This is a genomic window from Comamonas sp. lk, assembly GCF_900564145.1.
GTDB lineage: Bacteria > Pseudomonadota > Gammaproteobacteria > Burkholderiales > Burkholderiaceae_C > Comamonas.
In genome coordinates, this window is record NZ_UOOB01000001.1 from 2,493,324 (window position 1) to 2,512,922 (window position 19,599).

Genomic DNA, 19,599 nt, shown 5'->3' on the forward strand with positions numbered 1-19,599 from the left:
AAATCCATGGAACGTTTTTTCTCCTTGCGCAAAGTGACTGCCATGCTGGCCGTTGCGTGTGCGGCAGTAGCCCCCGGCGTCGCTGCTGCCAGCGATACCGACAACACCCCCACGCGAATCGTCATCGGCTTTGCGCCGGGCGGCGCGCTTGATGTGCTCGCGCGCTCGATCGCGGACAAGCTGCGCGTTTCGCTGGGTGGAGTCGTTCTGGTGGAGAACAAAACGGGCGCATCCACTCGCCTGGCCGTTGAAGCGGTCAAACGGGCGCCGCCGGATGGAAAGACAATTTTGATCTCGCCAGCGCCGCCTTTTGTTCTGTTTCCTATGACCTATACGCGCCCCGGCTACGATCCCGACAAGGATTTCATCCCCGTGGCCTATCTTGCGGACGTACCGTTGGTCGCATCCACCAGCGTCAACCAGCCGTTCAAGACCATGCCTGAATATGTCAGCTGGGTGCGCAAGCATCCGGAAACTGCCGGGTTTGGCATGGCTTCGATGGGCGGCGCCATCCATTTTGGTACTCTTGCGATGAGCAAGTCCTTGAATCTGCCCCTGACGCCAACCGCCTACCGCGGCGCGTCGATGATGGTTACCGATGTGATGGGTGGCTCGCTGCCCATAGGCATTGACGCCATTGCCAGCCAGGTAGGACTGCAAAAGTCCGGCAAGCTGCGTTTCCTGGGTGTGACCGGCACCAAGCGATCGACTTTGCTACCTGATGTTCCCACGCTCAAGGAAGTCGGTATCCCCGGATTCGACATGGCCTCGGGATGGTACTCGGCCTTCGTACCGACTGGCACACCTGCAGCAACCGTCAGCCGTCTTGAGAAAGCCTTCATAGAGGCGGTCAAGGATCCGGCCTTGCGCGCGAAGATGGCCGTGGCTGGTATGGAAATTAACGGCTTGCCTGGCGCGGAGGCAGGCAAGATCATCCAGACGCAGCGCGCGCAGTGGAAGCCCATAGTTGAGGCCTCAGGCTTTGTTGCCAACGACTGAGGGCTGGGCCATATGCGCTGACCTGCCTTGGTCGGGCGCGGTGTGAATTCACCCCCTCCGATGCAGGTAGGCATCAAGGCAAGATCCTGATCGCAAGACGGCCGAGCAAGCTGCTCGGCCGTCTTGCCTTTCACTGCGGATTTACAGCTTGCGCAAGCGTGCGGCCGCTTCGATCAGGGTTTCGTCCTTTTTGGCAAAGCAAAAGCGCACCACACGCTGATCGAAGCCATCGCCATAAAAGGCCGACAGCGGAATGGCGGCGACGCCTACTTCCTTGACCAGCCATTGGCAGAAGTCGGCCTCGTTCAGGTCGGATACCGACGAGATATCGGCACACAGAAAATACGTGCCCGCCGTGGGCAAGAGCTTCAGGCGTGATCCTTGCAGGCCGCTGGTGAACAGGTCACGCTTGGCTTGGTAGAAGGCGGAGAGATTGAGATAGGGCGCCGGGTCTTGCATATAGCTGGCCAGGCCAGCCTGCATGGGCGTGTTCACGGTGAACACGTTGAACTGGTGCACCTTGCGGAATTCGGCCGTGAGGGCGGCAGGCGCGGCCACGGTTCCCACTTTCCAGCCTGTGACGTGATAGGTCTTGCCAAAGCTGGAGACGATGAAGGCGCGCTCGGCCAGACCGGCAAAGCGGGCAGTGCTCTGGTGCTGGGCACCGTCAAAGACCATGTGCTCATAGACCTCGTCGGAAATCAGCAGCACATTGGTGGGCGCAAGCAGGGTCTGCAGCTGGCGCATCTCGGCATCGGTCCAGATGGTGGCGCTGGGGTTGTGCGGGCTGTTGATGATCAGCAGCCGGGTGCGCGGCGTGATGGCTGCGGCGATTCTTGCAAAGTCCGGGCGGAAGGTGCCCGGCGTGAGTGGTACACGCACGGCCACGCCGCCTGCCAGCTCGATATTGGGCACATAGCTGTCGTAGCAGGGGTCGAGAACGATGACTTCGTCGCCCGCATGCACGGTAGCCAGGATGATGGTCAGAATGGCCTGGGTGGCGCCCGCCGTAATGGTGATTTCAGTGTTGGCGTCGTATCGGCGGGCGTGAAGTGCTTCTATTTTTGACGCGACTGCTTCACGCAAGGCCGGCCAGCCGCTCATGGGTGGGTACTGGTTGTGGCCGGCGCGCATGGCGGCGTCGACGGCATCCAGCAACTGTGGATCGCAGCCAAAGTCAGGAAAGCCCTGGCCTAGATTGACAGCTTTGTGCTCTGCAGCCATGGCCGACATGACGGTGAAGATCGTGGTGCCCACATGGGGCAGCTTGCTGGGAAAGGTAGGAGTCACGGCAGTTCTGCAAAACTGGCCTGCGTGCAGCTCGCCGCAGACCTGACAAACATTCTGGAGGAGGGGTTTACAGCCCGAAATCGTCCACGCTGCCGCTCATGGCGCGGATGATGAGGTCGCGCGAGAGGCGGTCGCTCAGCAGCTCGGCAAATTTGTAGACGAAGTTGCGCAAGTATGCGCCGCGCTTGATGGCTACGCGCGCCACGCTGGAGCCAAACAAATGGCCCACGGGACGAACCACCAGGTCATTGGTAGGCTCGTCACGCATGGCCATCTCGGCCACGATGCCAATGCCCAGACCCAGGCGCACATAGGTCTTGATCACGTCGGCATCAATCGCTTCCAGCACAATGTGCGGCTGCAGCCGACGCATTTCAAAAGCGTGGTCGATCTTGCTGCGGCCGGTGAAGGAGCGGTGATAAGTGATCAGGGCTTCGTGGGCGATGTCGTCCAGCGTGATGCGCTCTTTTTGCGCCAGCGGATGGCCTGTGGGCAAAACCAGCACGTGCTGCCATTCATAGCAGGGCAGGGTGACCAGGTCGGGGTAATCTGCCAGTGATTCGGTGGCCATGCCGATTTCGGCAACTTCGTCTATCACCATGCGTGCCACTTCGGCGGGCGTGGCCTGGTGCAGACTGATGGTGACCTTGGGGTACATCTCGCGCAAGCGAGCCACGGCAGGAGGCAGCACATAGCGCGCCTGGGTGTGCGTGGTAGCGATGCTGAGTGTGCCGCTGTCCTGGGCGCTGTACTGCTCGCCAATGCGCTTCAAGTTGCCTACTTCGCGCATGATGAGCTCTATGCTTTTGAGCACTTCCTGCCCGGGCTCGGTAATGCGCTTGAGGCGCTTGCCATGGCGGGCAAAGATATCGATGCCCAGTTCTTCTTCCAGCTCGATGATGGCCTTGGAGACCCCGGGCTGGGACGTATGCAAGGCCTTGGCAGCCTCGGTGAGGTTGAGGTTGCGGCGCGCGGCCTCTTGAACAAAGCGAAATTGGTGCAGATTCATGGCGGCACAGACTAAAAGCTGGCGTCATTATGCTTCAAATATCTAAAGAATCTTCTTTTTATTTCAAATCTGCGTATTCATGTTGCGTTGCTCCGGCCCGCAGACCCACACATTCAGCGCAGGCGCGAACAGGAACCGGTTCAGGTGCTGGTGATGTACATGGCCACGTCAACCTCGTCCATCTGTTCAGGCAAGAGAAAGCGCTCTGCATAGCGCCTGTAGACACCTGAGGTCAGGAACAGATCGAACAGCACTGGGTCAATATGCCTGTCCTTCTTGAAAAAAGACAGGATCTTGATGGCCTCCGACAGCGTTTTTGCCTTCTTGTAAGGGCGGTCGCTGGCCGTCAAAGCTTCGAAGATATCGGCGATGGCCATGATCCGCGATGGAACGGAGAGATCCTTGTCCAGAAGCTTGCGAGGGTAACCTGTTCCGCTCAGGGTTTCGTGGTGCGTGCTTGCGTACTCAGGCACCCGCTTCAGGTGCTTGGGAAAAGGCATGTTGTCCAGCATGACGATGGTCTGGATGATGTGCTCGTTGATCTTGAAGCGCTCCTCTTCCGTCAAGGTGCCGCGCGAGATGCTCAGGTTGTAGACCTCACCTTGGTTGTAAAGGTGTTGCGGTACCTTGACCTGAAAGCCGTATTTGGCGTCCGGGGTGCTTTCGGCCGTACGCGGGACAATATGATGGGGCTTGTCAGCGAGCAAGCGCTCTTGGGCCGGCAACGTGGGGGCTGGCTGGCTGGTCAGGCGATTTTCTTCCTCCTGCGACAGGCCGAGGCGGTCGTCGAAATGCCGCATCCAAGTCATGCTTCCGATGGCCGCGATGCGCTCTACGCGTTCCGGGGCCATGAACTCCCCACCTACATTGGATTGCGCGACGAAGGCATAGTCTGCAAGCAACTGCGTTTGCTTTTGCTGGAAGATTGCATCGGCCTGACTGGGGGGGACACCGCGCTCCCAGATGGATTCCAAGCGCTCGATCATGGCATCGCGCAACAGCACTTCGAAGCGTGTTCGAATTTCGTGAATACGGTTGTAGATGGTTTCCAGTTTGGTGGCCTTGTCCACCACATACTCTGGCGTGGTCACCTTGCCGCAGTCATGCAGCCAGGCGCCGATGCGGAACTCCTGCCACTCGTCTTCGTTGCGGAAGCTGAAGTCTGCCAGGGGGCCGTCATTGACCTTGCTTGCTTCCTCGGCCAGCATCACGGCCAGCTCGGGTACCCGCTCGCAATGTCCGCCGGTGTAGGCACTCTTGGCATCGATAGCGCCGGCGATGATCTTGATCATCGAGTCCATCAGCTCTTTCTGAGCCTGGATGAGCTGCTGGTTCTCGATGATGATCGCCGCCTCCGCAGCCAGGGCCTCGGCATACTTCACGGTGTCGCTGTCGAAGCGGCTGAGCCGACCCGTTTTAGGATCCAGCGCGTTCCTCAACAGGATGACCCCCAGCACCTCTCCCTCATGTGCGCTGAGCGGCAGCGTCAGGAGCGAGCGGATGTCATGACCGGAAATTTCTGCAAGCTTCAATGCCTCCGTGAAGTCGAAGCGCTTGTCCGATGCAACATCGTCCACGACGACGGTCTTACCGCTCCATACGGCATCCGCGCTGGCGGAGTGATGGCAGGACTCTCCCGTGCTGGCGTCGCGCAAGTTCAATTCCAGCTCGGGCATCGGTATGTCGTCGGTGAGCATGGTGAGCCGCAGCGTCTGATGATCGGTTTTCAGGAACAAAGCGGCGGACTGACAGTGCGCAATGTCGCGTGCGCCAAGCAACACATTCTTGAGTAGCGTGTTCTTGTCCTTCTCCCTGCCCAGCAGAATGCCTATGTCCACCAGGCGGGTGAGCTTTTGAGTCGCAGCCTCCAGGGCCTCGGTGCGTTCCTTCAATGAGTCGTGCATGACTTCCTGTGCCCTGCTAAGAACATGCACTTCGTAAAGCCGCGAGGGCACTGGTTCGGGCTTGGTCGAGAAGTCCAGTTGTCGAATGCGCTCTGATTGGCGCGTCAGGGCGGTCAGTGAGCGCGTTACGCCGCGTGTGCCCAGGTAGGCGATTGGGATCAACAACACGATGGCCGCTAATGCGGCCCACAACACGTTCTGCTGGGTCTTGAGAACAATTCCAGTGAAATCGCTCAGGGGCGCGATGACATAGATGCGGTAATTTGCTCCCTGCACAGACGTCATGCGGCGCGATGTTAGCATGAAGTTCTCGCCCGCCAGCTCTATGGTTTCAGCGAGCAAGTCCTTGGATGGACGGCCCAGGTCTGCAACGGCCTTGAGGTATTTGTTGTCCAGGTCCCGCAGGGAGACGATTTGGCCCGGCGGGAGGTCGCCATACAGCGCACCTCCCTTGCGCTTGGCCAGCACGCGAAGCTCTTCATCGGTGACCAGTACCGTGGCATGGGGGCTGAGTTTCAAGCGATTGAGGATGTCGTTGAACGCTGTCAACGTGATGTCGCTGCCGAACACCGCAGTGCCGTTGGGCGTGGGGGCCGAAAATGTCAAACCGTGAGATGCTGTTTCCACAAAAATATAGGGCGCGCTGACTTGTACCGTCTTCGCGTTTTTGGCCTGGGTATACCAGACCCGTTGGCTGGGCCGGTAAGTCGTGGGTGTGGTGCGCTCTCCCAACACCTGGCCGTCTTGGTCCCGGAATGACCAGTTTTCCGTGCGCAGATTGGCTCGAATGGTTCGATACGCTTCGAAGGTGCCGGGCGGGGCATACAGGTCGGCTTCTATTGCCGGGTTGGACCGTACGGCAATCACCTGAAGAAAATCGTCATTCGGAAAGCCGAAATAGGCTGAGAAGCGGATGGGCATGGTTTGCAATGCCCGTGAAACCGTGGGTAAGAGATTTTCAGCATCCTCAAAGGCGGTGTCGGTATTGGGCAAACCCACATCGCTGGTTGACATGATCTCCACGAAGCGCTTTTCCGTCTGCAGTGACTCTTCCAGTTGGAGGAATACCTTGTCTGCGATCAAATTGAACTTCTCTTCTGCGCTGCTGACGGCCAAGCCTTGGAATTGCCCGAATACCAGCGCCATGAAGACAGCAGTCAGGAGCAGGATCAGAAGAGTGCTGGCCGAAACAATCCAGTGCTGAAATTTGATGCGCATTGGCATTGGAGATCTCACATGGTTTTGTGGATGAATGGCTGGGCAGGTCCGATACGTGTTGTTGCCAAGCTCGTTCCGGGCGGCTGGATTTGTGGCTTTTTTCGGTGAGGCTGGTGCTGTAGAAGGGCAGTGTCGTGTGCGTCAATGCCGGTCTCGTGCAGAGCGCCATGACCCATGATAGTCCCGCAGCTACGGTAAAGATCGACACAGCATGGCGGTCTTTGTGCAGATAATCCCTAATCGATTTTAGAGATTAAATAGATTTAAGCTATTTTTTCGAGTTCGATGAAGCAAAGCGCCCTGCAAAAAGTGATGCCCGAGCGACAAGCCAGCTTTGATCGCTCAGCAGAATTTTTTGGGCGAGGATTCAATACCCTCTGCGCTAAGCGTTATCTGGCGCTGTCTGCAGTTGGCCGGGCACCGATGGCTTTGAGTGCCATATCGGCCAGCAAGGCCGTTATGCGAGGGTCTTCTCCGGCAGCGGTCAGCACTTCAAAGCGGCAGTGAGGGTGCTGCTGGCGCAGAACCTCAATCAGGCGCGGAATGTCTTCGCGCGCATGCTTGCCTGTGCCCAGAAATAGCGGCAGCACGGTGAAATAGTTGACGCCTTGGCTCAGTAGTTCGGCAGCGGCCGATGGCAGATCCGGAGCGCAGGCGTCCAGATAGGCGCACAGGCAAGGCAGCTGGGGCTGCTGCTCGGCCACGGCTTGCTGTACGGCCTCAATTGGCTGACGCCACAGAGCATCGCGCGAGCCGTGGGCCAGAAGGATCAGCCCGGGTTTGGTGGCCGGGCTTGTTTGAGGGAAATGGCTTGAGTTTTCCATCGATCAACGTCTGAGTACCAACCAGCCAAAGGCTGAAAGCGATAGCGCGGTGTAGAGCAGGCCCGGTGCTGCGGCGGTCAGCCATGGCCACCAGGTCTGCAAGGTGCCGATATAACCAAACACGTTGTTGAGCAGGAAAAAGCTAATGCCAGCCATCACCCCGCCAAAGACATAAGTGGCAATGCCGCCTGAACGGAAGTGCAGATAGGCAAAAGGCAGGGCCAGCACCACCATGACCAGACAGCTCAAGGGATAGAACACCTTGCGCCAGAACTCGATTTCGTACTTTTGCACGGCTTGGCCGTTGGCATCCAGATGGCGTATGAACTGGAACAGGGCAATGGTGGACATGCTGTCGGGCTTGAGCAGTGCACCGGAAACCATGGCCGCAGTGACCTTGGTGGGCCAAGCCATGGATTTATGCGTGCTGCGAACCAACTTGGTGTTGTCGCCTTCGGTAGACAGACGGCTTTCCTGCACGCCCTGCATCAGCCATTGATCGTTGTCTTCATCCACCTGGGCAGCGGTCGCATTGAGCTGGCGCACGATGCGGCCGTCGCCGTCAAATTCGAATACACGAACGCTGACGAAATCGCCTGGAGCCTTGACAGCACGCACATTGATGGCAATGGAGTGATCGCCCTGTTTTTCCTTGAGCCAGGCGCCGGTGGCACCCCGGGTGAGCTGGCCCTTGCTCAAAGCGCGCAATTTTTGCGCCACATTGTCTGCTGCGGGGGCGGCGTAGTCGCCAACGATCACGGTGACGGCTACAAAGAATGCACCCAGAACCAGCAAGGTGCGCAAGGCCAGCCAGGGGCCCATGCCGCTGGTGCGCATGATGGTGAATTCCGAGCTTTGGGCAAAGCGCGCCATGACGAAAATGGTGCCTATCAGCACGGCAATTGGCATCAGCTCGTAGAGATGGCCTGGAATGGCAAGCGCCACGAACAGCAGCGCCTGCGTGATGTCGTAGGCCGAGTTTCGGCTGACCCAACGCATCTCATCGACCAGATCGAAAAAGAAGAACAGGGCCAGAAAGGCCAGTGTTACGTAGAGGACGGCAGCCAGGATCTGGCGATAGATCAGCCCGCGCAATACTTTCATCGTGCGGCTCCCGTGGCGGATTTGCGGCTCAGCAGATCACGCAATGACCAGCGCTTGTGGCGTACCAGCAAGATGAACATGCTGGCGACAAAGGTGGTGCCGTGCAGCAGCAGCAGCAAGGCGGTCATGCTGAGTTTTCCGGAGGAGACCCAGCTTTCGCCCAGGGTCATGAGGTTGTAATAAACGATAAAGGCGAACAAGGCAATCATGAGGCTGGAGCTATTGCCAGCACGGGGGTTCACGCTGGAGACGGCCAGTCCCAGAATCACGAAATTGAGAGCCGCCAGCGGCAGGCCCAGGCGCCAGCCCAGCACCGAGCGGGCAATCGGTTCGTTACGCTGCATCAACTCCATGGTGGGCATGCTGCGAGCGGCCTGCTCTTCCATGGAGATGGGGTTCTCGCCGTCGATCTGGGTGCCGTATTCCTTGAAATCGCTGACCTTGACCGTGCCATCGCTGGCGCGGGTTTCCATGCGCTGGCCGTCCATGAGAATCACCACACGCTCGCCATTGATGACTTCCAGGCGTGCACCCTTGGCCGAGGTGACGGATTCGCGTCCCGGATCATTGGAGACAATGAATACATTGCTGGCCGCCATGGCACTTGGCGCATCCTTGTCGATGAAAAAGACCCGGTTGCCGCCTGCGGATTCCTGGAACTCACCGGGTGCAATCCGGTCAATGTCGCTGCGCTGCTGAAACTGGGTCTTGATCTGCTCGATCTGGGCATATGACCATGGCAGCACGCCCAGGGCCAAACCGGTGGTGACCAGGATGACCGGCCAGGCGAAACGCAGCAGCGGCCGCAGCAGCGATGCCAAGCCCTGGCCGGAAGCAAACCAGATGACCATTTCGCTGTCTCGGTACATGCGTGACAGCGAACCCACGATGGCCACGAACATGCTCAGTGCAAGAATCGTGGGTAATTGCCCGAGCACGGTAAAGCCCATGACCAGCATTACGTCGGAAGGGCTGACACTGCCCTTGTAAGCTTGACCCAGGGTGCGGATCAGCATCATGGTCATCACCACAGTGATAAGAACCACGGCCGTCGCCCCAAAGCTGCGGGCCAGCTCTTTGCGTATGGATGAATCGAATAACATTGGCTAAAAGGAAAATGCCGATTATGAACTTTGAACTGAAGGCTCTGACCGCTGCCGCTGCAGCGCGTGAGAAATGTGACTTGTTGCTGGTGCTGGTTTCCGAAGAGGCTGCATTGGGCAGCGATGCCATCGGTACCTTGGCGGCCCATGCCATTAAACACGGTGATTTTGCCTTGTCTTGCGGCAAACAACTGCAGATGTACCAAGTACCCGCAGTGGCTGCCCGTCGCGTGGTGTTGTTGGGCGCCGGCAAAGGCACGGCCAAGGACGTGCGCAGCGCACTGGCGGCTTGCGCATCCCTGCTCAAGACGGAAGGCATTGCCAAGGCGGTGCTGAGCTTCTCCTTCGAGGCTTCGGCGCAGGCGGTTGCCGCGGCCGTACAGGTGTTGGCTGATGCCACTTATGTCTACACCCATACCAAGCCCCAGGCCAAGGCTGTGGCGCTGAAAAAAGTGTTGCTGGGTGTACCTTCGAAATCGGCAGCCCTGTCTGCCGCTTTCGATCTGGCTGTAGCGCAGATGGAAGGTGTTGAAACTGCACGCGAGTGGGCCAATCGCCCCGCCAATCATGCAACGCCGACCTTGCTGGCCAATGCTGCGCGCGGCATTGCCAAGTCGGCGCGCATGAGCTGCAAGATTCATGGCCCGGCCGAAGTTGCCAAATTGGGCATGGGAGCCTTCATGGCCGTGGCCCAGGGCTCGCGTGAGCCTTTGCGTCTGATCGAGCTGCATTACAACGGTGCGGCCAAGAACGTGGCCCCGATTGTGCTGGTAGGCAAGGGCATCACCTTTGATACCGGCGGCATTTCGCTCAAGCCCGCAGCCGAGATGGACGAGATGAAGTTCGACATGGGGGGCGCTGCCAGTGTGCTGGGCGTGTTCCAGGCGCTGGCCAAGCTGCAGCCGGCAATCAATGTGGTGGGCGTGATTCCTGCTTGTGAAAACATGCCCGATGGTGCAGCCGTCAAGCCCGGCGATGTGGTGACCAGCATGAGCGGCCAAACCATTGAGATTCTCAATACCGATGCCGAAGGCCGTCTGGTGCTGTGCGACGCACTGACTTACGCTGCCCGCTTCAAACCCAGCGCCATGGTCAATATGGCCACGCTCACCGGAGCCTGCGTGGTGGCCCTGGGTGGCGTGCGCAGCGGTCTGTTCACGGCAGACGATGCTTTGGCGCAGGCGCTGCAAAACGCCGGTGATGCGGCCCATGACCTGTGCTGGCGCTTGCCGCTGGATGACGAATATGCCGAAGGTCTGAAGAGCAATTTTGCCGATATGGGCAATGTGGCCGGGCGCGCCGGCGGCGCAATCACTGCTGCCAAGTTCTTGCAGAAATTCGTGGGCGACATTCCCTGGGCGCATCTGGATATCGCCGGTACGGCCTGGAAGAGTGGCGCAGCCAAGGGCGGTACAGGTAGGCCCGTGGGCTTGTTGCTGCACTATCTGCTGGCGCAGGAAAGTGTTGCAAAGGCCGCGACCAAGACCGCAGCCAAAGCTCCGGCTAAAACCTCGGCAAAGACTTCGGCGAAAACATCAACCAAGGCCTCGACCAGATCATCTGCCAAAACTCCGGCGACCAAGCCTGTAGTGAAGGCGATAAAGGCGGCAGCCGCGAGCTCTGACTCCACAGGCGCGACCAAGCCGCGTGCCGTGCGTGCCAAGCCAGTTGTTGCTGGCGGCTCCGCCATCTGATGAACCATCCGCCGGTGTTCTGGTCCAGCTCTGGAGTCCGGAGCACTGGCGGGAGTGTGATGTGACTGAAATCGCTTTTCATTTCAACGCGCCTGACAAGCAGGCCTATGTCTGCCGTTTTGCGCGCAAGGCCATCAAGCATGGCGCCCGCCTTGTTATCCTGGCCGAGGAGGCGCAGCTTGCCAGCCTCTCGCCCAAGCTGTGGGCTGTTTCGCCCACGGATTTTCTGGCCCATTCACGTATCAGCGACGGTGCGCAACTGGTCTCGGCCGCTCCCATTGTGTTGACAAGCTCGTTGCAGGACTTGCCCCATCACGATGTGTTGGTCAACCTCACCCGGCAGGTGCCGGAGTCTTTCGAGCAGTTCGCACGCGTGGTGGAAATCGTCTCGTCCGTGGACGAAATGGACCGCCATGATGCGCGCGAGCGCTGGAAAGACTATGCAGCGCGTGGCTATGCCATCGTGCGGCATGACTTGAATCTCAAGGGGTAGGCAATGAACTCCACACCCAGAATTCCGCCACGCTTTGTTCCGACCTTGACCGAAGTGATAGATGCAGAGCGTGAATCGGCTGTTGCAGAACAAGACGCCGCACGCGCGAAAGAAATGCCGTTGCGAGAGCCGGCACCGCAGCCCGAGTTGGCGCCAGACACGCTTGGCGCCTTGGCTGTGCCCAAGCAGGCCGCAGCTTTTCATTCTCCCTGGCTTGCTGACGGTCTGTATGCCAAGCGCGGCGCGGTAGCTCTTCCCAAGGAGTTACCGCCGCTGCCCGAGGCTTTGCCGCCTCAGCCCTCGTTTTCGCCAGCCGAAGTGATTGAGGCCGCGAGCCAGGAACCGGCCGCTGAAGCTCAAGTTGAAACGGCAGCATTGGTTCAAGCCGAACCGCATGCGCTGGATATTTCGAACCTTGCCGAGCTGGGGTCAGAGCCTGTCAGAGAGCATGAGTCGGCGCCTCCCCAGGCAACTGGCTTGCCTTCGCCCCAGCAGCCGCAGCAAGGGTTGGTTGCGAATGCTCTGGCTTCTGCGGTAAGCGAAGAAGATCTGGTTCATCGCCTCATGCAAAGGGTTGATCTGGTGTTGGAGCAGCGCTTGCGCGAGGCCATCGCGCAAGTGGTGCAGGAACAGACCCGCACCATGGTGCTTAGATTGCGGCAAGAGGTGGAAACCGTGGTGCGCCAGTCTGTCTATGAGGCTACGGAGGGCGAACTGTCAAAGCAAGTCAGCCTGAAATCCGAGCAGGGCACGGAGAGCAGGCACTGATCTCCGAGGCTGGCAGCCGCTTTCACTGTCTGAGCCGGATAGGGCCTGAGAGCACCTCGGGGTTGAGGATGTGGGTGGCATTGCCGGCCACAAAATTCACCACATTCTCAAAGGCGGCGCGGAAGTAGAGCTCGTAGCTGTCTTGCTCCACATAGCCTATATGCGGCGTGCAAATGCAGTTTTCCAGACGCAGCAAGGCATGTCCTTGCAAAATGGGTTCACTCTCGAATACATCGATGGCGGCCAGACCGGGGCGGCCACGATTGAGCGCGCAGAGCAAGGCCTCAGGCTCTATGAGCTCGGCGCGTGAGGTATTGACGAACAGGGCGGTGGGCTTCATGCGGGCCAGGTCCTGAGCCGTGACCACGCCGCGCGTAGCTTCATGCAGGCGCAGGTGCAGAGACAGCACATCGCTTTGCTCAAAAAAAGCTTCCTTGGATGCGGCGGCCGTCAGGCCATCATCCACAGCTCTTTGCCGGGAGGCTTCGCTGCCCCAGACGCAGACCTGCATGCCAAACACCTTGCCGTAGCTGGCCAGCAACTGGCCTATGCGGCCATAGCCCCAGATGCCCAAGGTGCGGCCACGCAGCACATTGCCCAGACCGAAGTTGGTGGGCATGGAGCCGGTCTTGAGTCCCGATTGCTGCCAGGCTCCGTGTTTGAGATTGGCAATGTACTGCGGCAGGCGGCGCATAGACGCCATGATCAAGGCCCAGGTCAGCTCGGCAGGGGCGACCGGAGAGCCTACGCCTTCGGCAATGGCCACGCCATGGTCGGTACAGGCTTTGACGTCGATATGGGCGCCTGCCTTGCCCGTCTGGGCGATGAGCTTGAGACGCGGCAGTTTTTCCAGCAACTGCCGGGTGATGGGCGTGCGTTCGCGGATCAGAACGATGATGTCCGCGTCGCGCAGCCTGATGGCCAACTGGCCTACGCCCTTGACCGTGTTGGTGTAGACCTTGGCATTGAAAGGCTCCAGCAACTGGGCGCATTCGAGCTTGCGCACGGCATCTTGATAATCGTCCAGAATAACTATGTTCACTACCGGAATCCTTTGGTAAGTGGCTGAATTGATTGGATAAATCCAATGCATTCAATGCGCTAAAGCTTTGGCTGCCCCAATCTGCGCCAAAACCAACGCCGCCAGGCGGCCCTAGGCCCGCCTTACTCACTCCATAGCTTAGCGTAGCTTTTGGCATCACTTTACGAAGTATGTCACTTGAAGAGGATCTGCCCGGTATTTTGACGCCGTGCTGCAAGAGTATTGATAGCAGAGACTCTATTGTCCTTCCGGCTGATTCGGGGGTAAGGTCTGGGCGCTGTGAGCGGATCTCGAGATTGGATGGCTGGGAAGCCAGCAAGGAAAGCTGAAGCCGCCGGTGTGCTCATGGCATCAATCGCTGTTGCTGATGGTTTTTGAGTATTTTTCAAGATGCTCAAGCAGACGCTCATACAACTCGTCCGTGGCCATGGAATTCAGGACCTCGGTCTTGGCCTCTTCGGCATGCAACTCAAAACGTAGACGCAAAGTCTTGAAATGTTCGGGATTCAGGGTTTCGATCACTGCGAACAGCAACGCTTCCTGGGCCACGAGCTGACTTTTCATTTTTCTCAGCTCGGATCCTTGACTGCCTAAAAAATCCATCTCGCTCCCCCATTTGATTTTTATCAATTTTAGGAGCAAAAGCCGGCCATGGTGACCAAGGCGAAGTGCTGCCGCAAGCCATGTTGAGAGCCGCAAAAGCGCAAGCTGGCTGCAGCCTCGTGCAGGCGGAGGTGAGATAAAGCGCCAAAGTGCCCTAACTCCATTACGGCCTATCGGCTTCAAGCAGCTCCGATCGGACTCAGCCCCGACATCAAGGCAAAATTGGAACTTCCAGCTGCTGGATGCGCTCTGGAACCAACACAAGGGGCTTTGTATGACACGAATTCTTCCGATGTTGTTGATCGCCGTCAGCCTGATGAGCGGCGGAGCCTTTGCCCAGGAACGTGTCGCGCTGCGCAGCAGTGCCAGCTCCTCGGTCAGCGGGCAGATCAAGGGGGACGATAGCGCTCAATATGCGCTGGCTGCCGGGCCTGACCAGCAAGTGACGGTCAAGCTGGTCACCAACAACCCCAGCAATTACTTCAATGTCGAGAGAAAAGGCAGTTCAGAGGCGGTTTGCCAGGGCGCATTGACGGGCAATGTCTGTATGTTTCGCCCGGAGACAGGGGCAGACTATGTCATCCATGTATTTCTGATGCGCAATGCAGCGCGGCGTGGTGAACAGGCGCAGTACACGCTTTCCATGGAGCAAAGTTCTTCAAGCACCGGTCAGTCGGCGCCGGCCGCCGATATGCAGGCTGCATCGGCAGCCATGGCTGCGTGCAAAAGCGCTCTGGCCTTGAAGAGTGGGGCAAATTCCTTGTTCGTGCTACCGCTATCGCATGTGCCTGCGGCCGGAGGCTATGAAGTCTTTCTCATGCTTCAAGGCGTGCAGTGGCTGTGTGCGACGGATTCCAGGGGGAATGTGAATCGTCTTGAGCAACGCTGAGCGCCTTTGAACGTCTCATGCAGCGGGGCTGTATTACGGCGTCAGGGGGCGGTGATCGTTGCCCGCAACGGCTCAGGCGTGCCAGACCTGTTCTGCGCCTGCCATGCGCTCAAGCGCCGCGCAAACATCGGCCATGCGGCCGGAAATCAGCAGGCACTCGGGCTGCTTTTGTGGTTCGCGCTGCACGATTCTCAGCAGGCGCGGCTGGGTGCTGTCAGCCGCTTGCAGTGGCAAGGCCAGTTGCTGCTGCGCGGCCACTGGCTTGCCGTAGCGACCTGCGCTATTGCGGCGGCGGGTACGGCTGCTGCGCAGGGTAATCACATTGGGGTAGGCGCCGGTGCCTTGAAACCGCTGTGCTTGCTTTTGCTCTTGTGCGCTGCCGGAGCTGGATCCGTCTACGTGGTCTGGCCCGCTGTCATTGCTTGCAGCCCATGCGGCTGAGGGCTGTCCTGCGGCAGTGGCGACGGGAAAGATTTTCCAGGCAAAACGTGTCAAAGACAGCAGTGGTGCGGTGAATCCCATTTGGCAACTCCTTATCAAAAGCCGTGAGGCATGAGCAGGGCAGGATTGCAAATTTCAGGCAAAGCTCCGCTCAGGGCGAAGCTGCAAGGCTTCGCGCCTACCACCTGGGCTGGAGAAAACAGGGGCTGTGCGCAGCGGTAAGGCCTGGCGCGCAGCGGCAGTAGTTACATGAACATGCTGTTGCGGATCAGACCCACGGCCAGACCTTCGATGGCGAACGACTCTTCGGGCGCCACATGAATCACCTTGTAGTCGGGATTTTCGGGCAGCAGCTCAATGCCCTGGGGTGTGCGCTTGAAGCGCTTGACCGTCACATCGTCACCCAGGCGGGCCACCACGATCTGGCCGTTGCGTGCCTCGGTGGTGGCTTGCACGGCCAGCAGATCGCCATCCATGATGCCGGCGTCGCGCATGGACATGCCGCGCACCTTGAGCAGGTAATCGGGCTTGGCGGCAAACAGGCTGGGCTCGACCGCATAGCTCTGGTCTATATGTTCCTGGGCCAGAATGGGCGAGCCGGCAGCCACGCGGCCCACCAGTGGCAGCACCAGCTGTGCCATGGAGGACAGCGGCAGGGAAAAGCTGGCGCCACGGGCCGCATTGATGTTGCGCACGGTGTCCGCACGCAGGCGAATGCCGCGCGAGGTACCGCTGACCAGATCAATCACGCCCTTGCGGGCTAGGGCCTGTAGATGCTCTTCAGCGGCATTGGCGGACTTGAAGCCAAAAGTGCTGGCGATCTCGGCGCGTGTAGGGGGAGCGCCGGTGCGGGAAATAGTCGATTGGATGAGGTCCAGAATCTGCTGCTGGCGGGGAGTGAGCTTGGGGTGGTCTAGCATGCTGGCATCCAGTCTTGGTTCGATAGGCTCAGGCTTGAAGGCCTGGGTCTGGAATTCTGATCTGTTGGTTTATACAGTAACTGTATTTTTAACCAGTTTTTTGTGGAGAGCAAGTGGCAATTCCTAAGATTGTGATTTTGGGCACCGGGGGAACGATTGCGGGCCAGGCGGAATCGAGCACGCAGGCCGTGGGCTACAAGGCCGGGCAGATCAGCGTGGAGAGCTTGTTGGCTGCGGTGCCGGATTTGCCACAGTTGGCTGCGGCTCCGCTGGCCGCCATGCAGCTGGCCCAGATCGACAGCAAGGATATGGATTGGCCGGTGTGGCGCAGCATGCTGCGGACCGTGGCCGAGGCGCTGGCCGATGCCGATACGCAGGCCCTGGTGATCACGCACGGCACGGACACGCTGGAGGAAACCGCCTGGCTGCTGCAAACCGTGCTGCAGCCCATCAAGCCGGTGGTGCTGACCTGCGCCATGCGCCCGGCGACTTCGCTACAGGCCGATGGCCCGCAAAACCTGCGGGATGCGGTGGCCGTGGCCGCCAGCGCCGTGGCTGGCGTGTGGGTGGTTGCGGCCGGCGAGGTGCATGACGCGCAGCAGGTGCTCAAGGTGCATCCTTACCGCCTCAATGCGCTGCGCTCCTATGAGAGCGGACCTTGTGCCGTGGTGGAAGAGTGTGCCGTGCGCTGGCTGGCCCAGCCCGTGGTCGCCAGCCAGGCACAGGCTTTGAGTAGCACGGCGTTCCAGGACTTGCTGGCCCACAGCGAGCTGCCCTGGGTGGAATTGCTGACCTCCGGGGCTTTGCAAAGCGGACGCAGCGTGGATGCGCTGGTGGCCGCCGGCGTGCGCGGTCTGGTGGTGGCAGGCACGGGCAATGCCACGATTCATGCCCAAATGCTTCAGGCGCTGGCACGGGCACAGCAGGTTGGCGTGGTGGTGTGGAGCAGCACCCGCTGCCTGGAAGGCTTGCCCGTGGGCTTTACTGAGCTGCCCTCGCAACCTACTGTGGTCAAGGCGATGGCAGGGATTTCGGGCTGGCTGCGCGCTGGCGCAACGGAGGGAGAGCCGGATGTGATCCTGCTCGCGCCGGGCAAGGCCCGCGTGGCGCTGATGCTGGCGCTGGCATTGCAGTCGGGCAGTGATTCCTGAACTGATAGCGGCTGGCGCATGCAGAGTAAGCGCTAGAACGCAAAAAAGCACCTCGATGAGGTGCTTTTTTGAATGCGCGCCTTAACGACGCGCTTGCCGAGGCTGGCTTATTCGGCCAGAGCCGCAAAAGCGCGTGCCGTGATTTCTTCCACGCTGCCAGTGCCGCTGATGGCGCGGTACTTGGGAGCTGCAGCGGCGTCGGCCTTGGCCCAGTTGCTGTAGTAGTCCACCAGAGGGCGGGTCTGGCTGCTGTACACATCCAGGCGCTTCTTGACGGTTTCTTCCTTGTCGTCTTCGCGCTGCACCAGGTCTTCGCCGGTGACATCGTCCTTGCCAGCCACCTTGGGTGGGTTGAACTTGACGTGATAGGTACGGCCCGAGGCGGGGTGGCTGCGGCGGCCGCTCATGCGCTCGATGATGGCCTCGAAAGGCACGTCGATCTCCAGCACGTAATCGAGCTTCACGCCGGCAGCCTTCATGGCGTCGGCCTGGGGGATGGTGCGGGGGAAGCCGTCGAACAGAAAGCCCTGGGCGCAATCGGGCTGGGCAATGCGTTCCTTGACCAGGTTGATGATCAGGTCGTCGCTGACCAGCTGGCCGGCGTCCATCACCGCCTTGGCTTGCAGGCCCAGAGGCGTGCCGGCCTTGACGGCAGCGCGCAGCATGTCACCGGTGGAGATTTGGGGGATACCATACTTTTGGCAGATGAAGGCGGCCTGAGTGCCTTTGCCGGCGCCGGGTGCACCCAACAAAATCAGTTTCATGGAGATCCTTGAGGAGAGTAGAAATTCTTGGCTTGCCAGAGGTGGTGGGGTGGTCACCAGTTTTGCCCTCCGGCTATATTTTTTCGCGGGCAAGGATAGCACGCACAAGACCAACACAGGCTTACACAAGTGGCTAGCGACTGTCACAAGTGCGGCCTGGGAAGGCTTTGTTGCTACCTTTGAGCGATGGCTGTAGTTGTAGCTGTGGAATCTGGCGCCCGCATGCGCTATTCGGACTAAGTGGAAATTATAGCGGGAAGCGCTTGATTTATATGGGTTTTATATTGAATTCAATATGCTACCCATATGTGTGGAGCGCCAACTGCTTTTGTTTTGATAGTGAACCAAGGGAATTCCCTTGGCGTGTCCGGCTTCAGGCAAACAGGGCGCGCACGCGCTCCAGATCTTCGGGCGTATCCACGCCGGCGCCTGGCGCATGGGGCGTGATATGCACGGCAATGCGATGGCCGTGCCACAGGGCGCGCAGCTGCTCCAGCTGTTCCATGGCCTCGGTGGGGGCGGGCGAGAGGCGGGGGAATTCGCGCAGAAAACCGGCCTTGTAGCTGTAGATGCCTATATGGCGCAGCGGCGTAAAGCCCGCATGACCGGCTTGGGCCGCAGCACCGCTTTCAGCGTTCCACCAGGCTGTATCGGCGTGATCACGCGAGAAAGGGATGGGCGCGCGGCTGAAATAGCTGGCCAGACCCTTGGCATCGCAGACCACCTTCACCACATTCGGGTTGCGGTAGTCTGCCAGGCTGTCTATGGGGTGGGCGGCTGTGCCCATGCTGGCTTCTGGGCGCGCCAGCAGCAGCTGGGCGACGGCGTCGATCAGGGCCGGGTCTATCAGCGGCTCGTCGCCTTGCACATTCACCACCACATCGTCACCCGACAGGCCTAGCTGTTCGCAGGCTTCGGCCAGGCGGTCGCTGCCGCTGGGGTGGTCGTTGCGGGTCAGGATGGCTTGCACGCCATGCTGCTGGCAAGCCGCCACGATGCTGGCATCGTCTGCCGCCACCACACAGCGGGTGGCGCCGGCCAGCGCCGCGCGCTGGGCCACGCGCACCACCATGGGCAGGCCGCCAATATCGGCCAGGGGCTTGCCCGGCAGGCGGGTGGAAGAGAGGCGGGCAGGAATCAGTACCGTGTAGCTCATGGCTTAGCGGTCGTCTTCGAGTTCTTCGTCCGACAGCGTACGGGCCTCGTTTTCCAGCAGCACGGGAATGCCGTCGCGCACGGGGTAGGCCAGACGGGCGCTGTGGCTGATCAGTTCCTGACGCTCGCGGTCAAAGCGCAGCGGGCCCTTGGTGACGGGGCAGACCAGCAGTTCAAGAAGTTTGGCGTCCATGGGAATCCTGCAAAAGTGTGATGAGTTGAGGCGGG

The 19,599-nt window shown here is 59.7% G+C and carries 19 protein-coding genes; 6 read left to right on the plus strand and 13 right to left on the minus strand.

Features of this window, described 5'->3' with window-relative positions:
* Nucleotides 1–6 precede the first annotated feature (6 nt).
* The gene (locus tag EAO39_RS11535) at nucleotides 7–999 is read left to right on the plus strand and encodes a tripartite tricarboxylate transporter substrate-binding protein (protein ID WP_120967513.1); all 993 of its coding nucleotides are present in this window, start codon (nucleotides 7–9) and stop codon (nucleotides 997–999) included.
* Nucleotides 1,000–1,140: 141 nt separating this feature from the next.
* Here the strand turns inward: EAO39_RS11535 and EAO39_RS11540 are convergent, their stop codons facing one another.
* From EAO39_RS11540 to lptF, 6 genes are all read right to left on the minus strand, one after another.
* The gene (locus EAO39_RS11540; protein ID WP_120967514.1) at nucleotides 1,141–2,289 is read right to left on the minus strand and encodes a pyridoxal phosphate-dependent aminotransferase; all 1,149 of its coding nucleotides are present in this window, start codon (nucleotides 2,287–2,289) and stop codon (nucleotides 1,141–1,143) included.
* A 67-nt stretch (nucleotides 2,290–2,356) separates the two neighbouring features.
* The gene (locus EAO39_RS11545; RefSeq protein WP_120967515.1) at nucleotides 2,357–3,298 is read right to left on the minus strand and encodes a CysB family HTH-type transcriptional regulator; all 942 of its coding nucleotides are present in this window, start codon (nucleotides 3,296–3,298) and stop codon (nucleotides 2,357–2,359) included.
* A 140-nt stretch (nucleotides 3,299–3,438) separates the two neighbouring features.
* The gene (locus tag EAO39_RS11550; RefSeq protein WP_205589375.1) at nucleotides 3,439–6,426 is read right to left on the minus strand and encodes an HD domain-containing phosphohydrolase; all 2,988 of its coding nucleotides are present in this window, start codon (nucleotides 6,424–6,426) and stop codon (nucleotides 3,439–3,441) included.
* Nucleotides 6,427–6,809: 383 nt separating this feature from the next.
* Nucleotides 6,810–7,244 carry a CbiX/SirB N-terminal domain-containing protein gene (locus tag EAO39_RS11555; protein ID WP_120967516.1) on the minus strand — a complete coding sequence of 145 codons (435 nt, stop codon included), beginning with the start codon at nucleotides 7,242–7,244 and terminating at the stop codon, nucleotides 6,810–6,812.
* Between the two features lie 3 nt (nucleotides 7,245–7,247).
* Nucleotides 7,248–8,348 (minus strand): LPS export ABC transporter permease LptG, encoded by a 1,101-nt coding sequence (lptG, locus tag EAO39_RS11560; RefSeq protein ID WP_120967517.1) that lies wholly within the window; start codon nucleotides 8,346–8,348, stop codon nucleotides 7,248–7,250.
* Nucleotides 8,345–9,451, minus strand: a complete 1,107-nt coding sequence (gene lptF, locus EAO39_RS11565; RefSeq protein WP_120967518.1) for an LPS export ABC transporter permease LptF — start codon at nucleotides 9,449–9,451, stop codon at nucleotides 8,345–8,347. The genes lptG and lptF overlap by 4 nt, the downstream gene beginning before the upstream one ends.
* Before the next feature lie 23 nt (nucleotides 9,452–9,474).
* On the opposite strand from lptF, the gene EAO39_RS11570 reads away from it, so the two are divergent.
* The 3 genes from EAO39_RS11570 to EAO39_RS11580 all read left to right on the plus strand — a co-directional run bounded on the left by EAO39_RS11570 (nucleotide 9,475) and on the right by EAO39_RS11580 (nucleotide 12,406).
* Nucleotides 9,475–11,145: a leucyl aminopeptidase gene (locus EAO39_RS11570; RefSeq protein WP_120967519.1), complete on the plus strand. Its 1,671-nt coding sequence runs from the start codon at nucleotides 9,475–9,477 to the stop codon at nucleotides 11,143–11,145.
* A gap of 61 nt (nucleotides 11,146–11,206) precedes the next feature.
* Complete coding sequence (locus EAO39_RS11575; RefSeq protein ID WP_120967520.1) at nucleotides 11,207–11,638, plus strand: DNA polymerase III subunit chi; 432 nt, start codon at nucleotides 11,207–11,209, stop codon at nucleotides 11,636–11,638.
* Between the two features lie 3 nt (nucleotides 11,639–11,641).
* Nucleotides 11,642–12,406, plus strand: a complete 765-nt coding sequence (locus tag EAO39_RS11580; RefSeq protein WP_120967521.1) for a hypothetical protein — start codon at nucleotides 11,642–11,644, stop codon at nucleotides 12,404–12,406.
* A 22-nt stretch (nucleotides 12,407–12,428) separates the two neighbouring features.
* Here the strand turns inward: EAO39_RS11580 and EAO39_RS11585 are convergent, their stop codons facing one another.
* The gene (locus tag EAO39_RS11585) at nucleotides 12,429–13,448 is read right to left on the minus strand and encodes a D-2-hydroxyacid dehydrogenase family protein (RefSeq protein ID WP_120967522.1); all 1,020 of its coding nucleotides are present in this window, start codon (nucleotides 13,446–13,448) and stop codon (nucleotides 12,429–12,431) included.
* A 351-nt stretch (nucleotides 13,449–13,799) separates the two neighbouring features.
* The gene (locus EAO39_RS11590) at nucleotides 13,800–14,012 is read right to left on the minus strand and encodes a hypothetical protein (RefSeq protein WP_240466967.1); all 213 of its coding nucleotides are present in this window, start codon (nucleotides 14,010–14,012) and stop codon (nucleotides 13,800–13,802) included.
* A gap of 313 nt (nucleotides 14,013–14,325) precedes the next feature.
* On the opposite strand from EAO39_RS11590, the gene EAO39_RS11595 reads away from it, so the two are divergent.
* A complete protein-coding gene (locus tag EAO39_RS11595; RefSeq protein ID WP_162989534.1) occupies nucleotides 14,326–14,940 on the plus strand; it encodes a hypothetical protein in 615 nt (204 codons plus the stop codon).
* Nucleotides 14,941–15,012: 72 nt separating this feature from the next.
* Here EAO39_RS11595 and EAO39_RS11600 read toward each other — a convergent pair whose 3' ends face one another.
* Together EAO39_RS11600 and lexA are read right to left on the minus strand one after the other, a co-directional pair.
* Nucleotides 15,013–15,462 carry a hypothetical protein gene (locus tag EAO39_RS11600; RefSeq protein WP_120967525.1) on the minus strand — a complete coding sequence of 150 codons (450 nt, stop codon included), beginning with the start codon at nucleotides 15,460–15,462 and terminating at the stop codon, nucleotides 15,013–15,015.
* 164 nt (nucleotides 15,463–15,626) lie between these two features.
* On the minus strand, nucleotides 15,627–16,301 hold the full coding sequence (gene lexA / locus EAO39_RS11605) for a transcriptional repressor LexA (protein ID WP_120967526.1): 675 nt from the start codon (nucleotides 16,299–16,301) through the stop codon (nucleotides 15,627–15,629).
* Nucleotides 16,302–16,414: 113 nt separating this feature from the next.
* Here lexA and EAO39_RS11610 point away from each other — a divergent pair, with 113 nt between their 5' ends.
* Nucleotides 16,415–17,452, plus strand: coding sequence for an asparaginase domain-containing protein (locus EAO39_RS11610; RefSeq protein ID WP_120967527.1), 1,038 nt, complete (start codon nucleotides 16,415–16,417; stop codon nucleotides 17,450–17,452).
* A 107-nt stretch (nucleotides 17,453–17,559) separates the two neighbouring features.
* Here EAO39_RS11610 and adk read toward each other — a convergent pair whose 3' ends face one another.
* The 3 genes from adk to EAO39_RS11630 form a co-directional block, all read right to left on the minus strand.
* A complete protein-coding gene (gene adk, locus EAO39_RS11615) occupies nucleotides 17,560–18,216 on the minus strand; it encodes an adenylate kinase (RefSeq protein ID WP_120967528.1) in 657 nt (218 codons plus the stop codon).
* 373 nt (nucleotides 18,217–18,589) lie between these two features.
* Nucleotides 18,590–19,372 carry a 3-deoxy-manno-octulosonate cytidylyltransferase gene (gene kdsB, locus EAO39_RS11625; RefSeq protein ID WP_120967530.1) on the minus strand — a complete coding sequence of 261 codons (783 nt, stop codon included), beginning with the start codon at nucleotides 19,370–19,372 and terminating at the stop codon, nucleotides 18,590–18,592.
* Nucleotides 19,373–19,375: 3 nt separating this feature from the next.
* Nucleotides 19,376–19,564, minus strand: a complete 189-nt coding sequence (locus tag EAO39_RS11630; protein ID WP_120967531.1) for a Trm112 family protein — start codon at nucleotides 19,562–19,564, stop codon at nucleotides 19,376–19,378.
* Nucleotides 19,565–19,599: the final 35 nt, after the last annotated feature.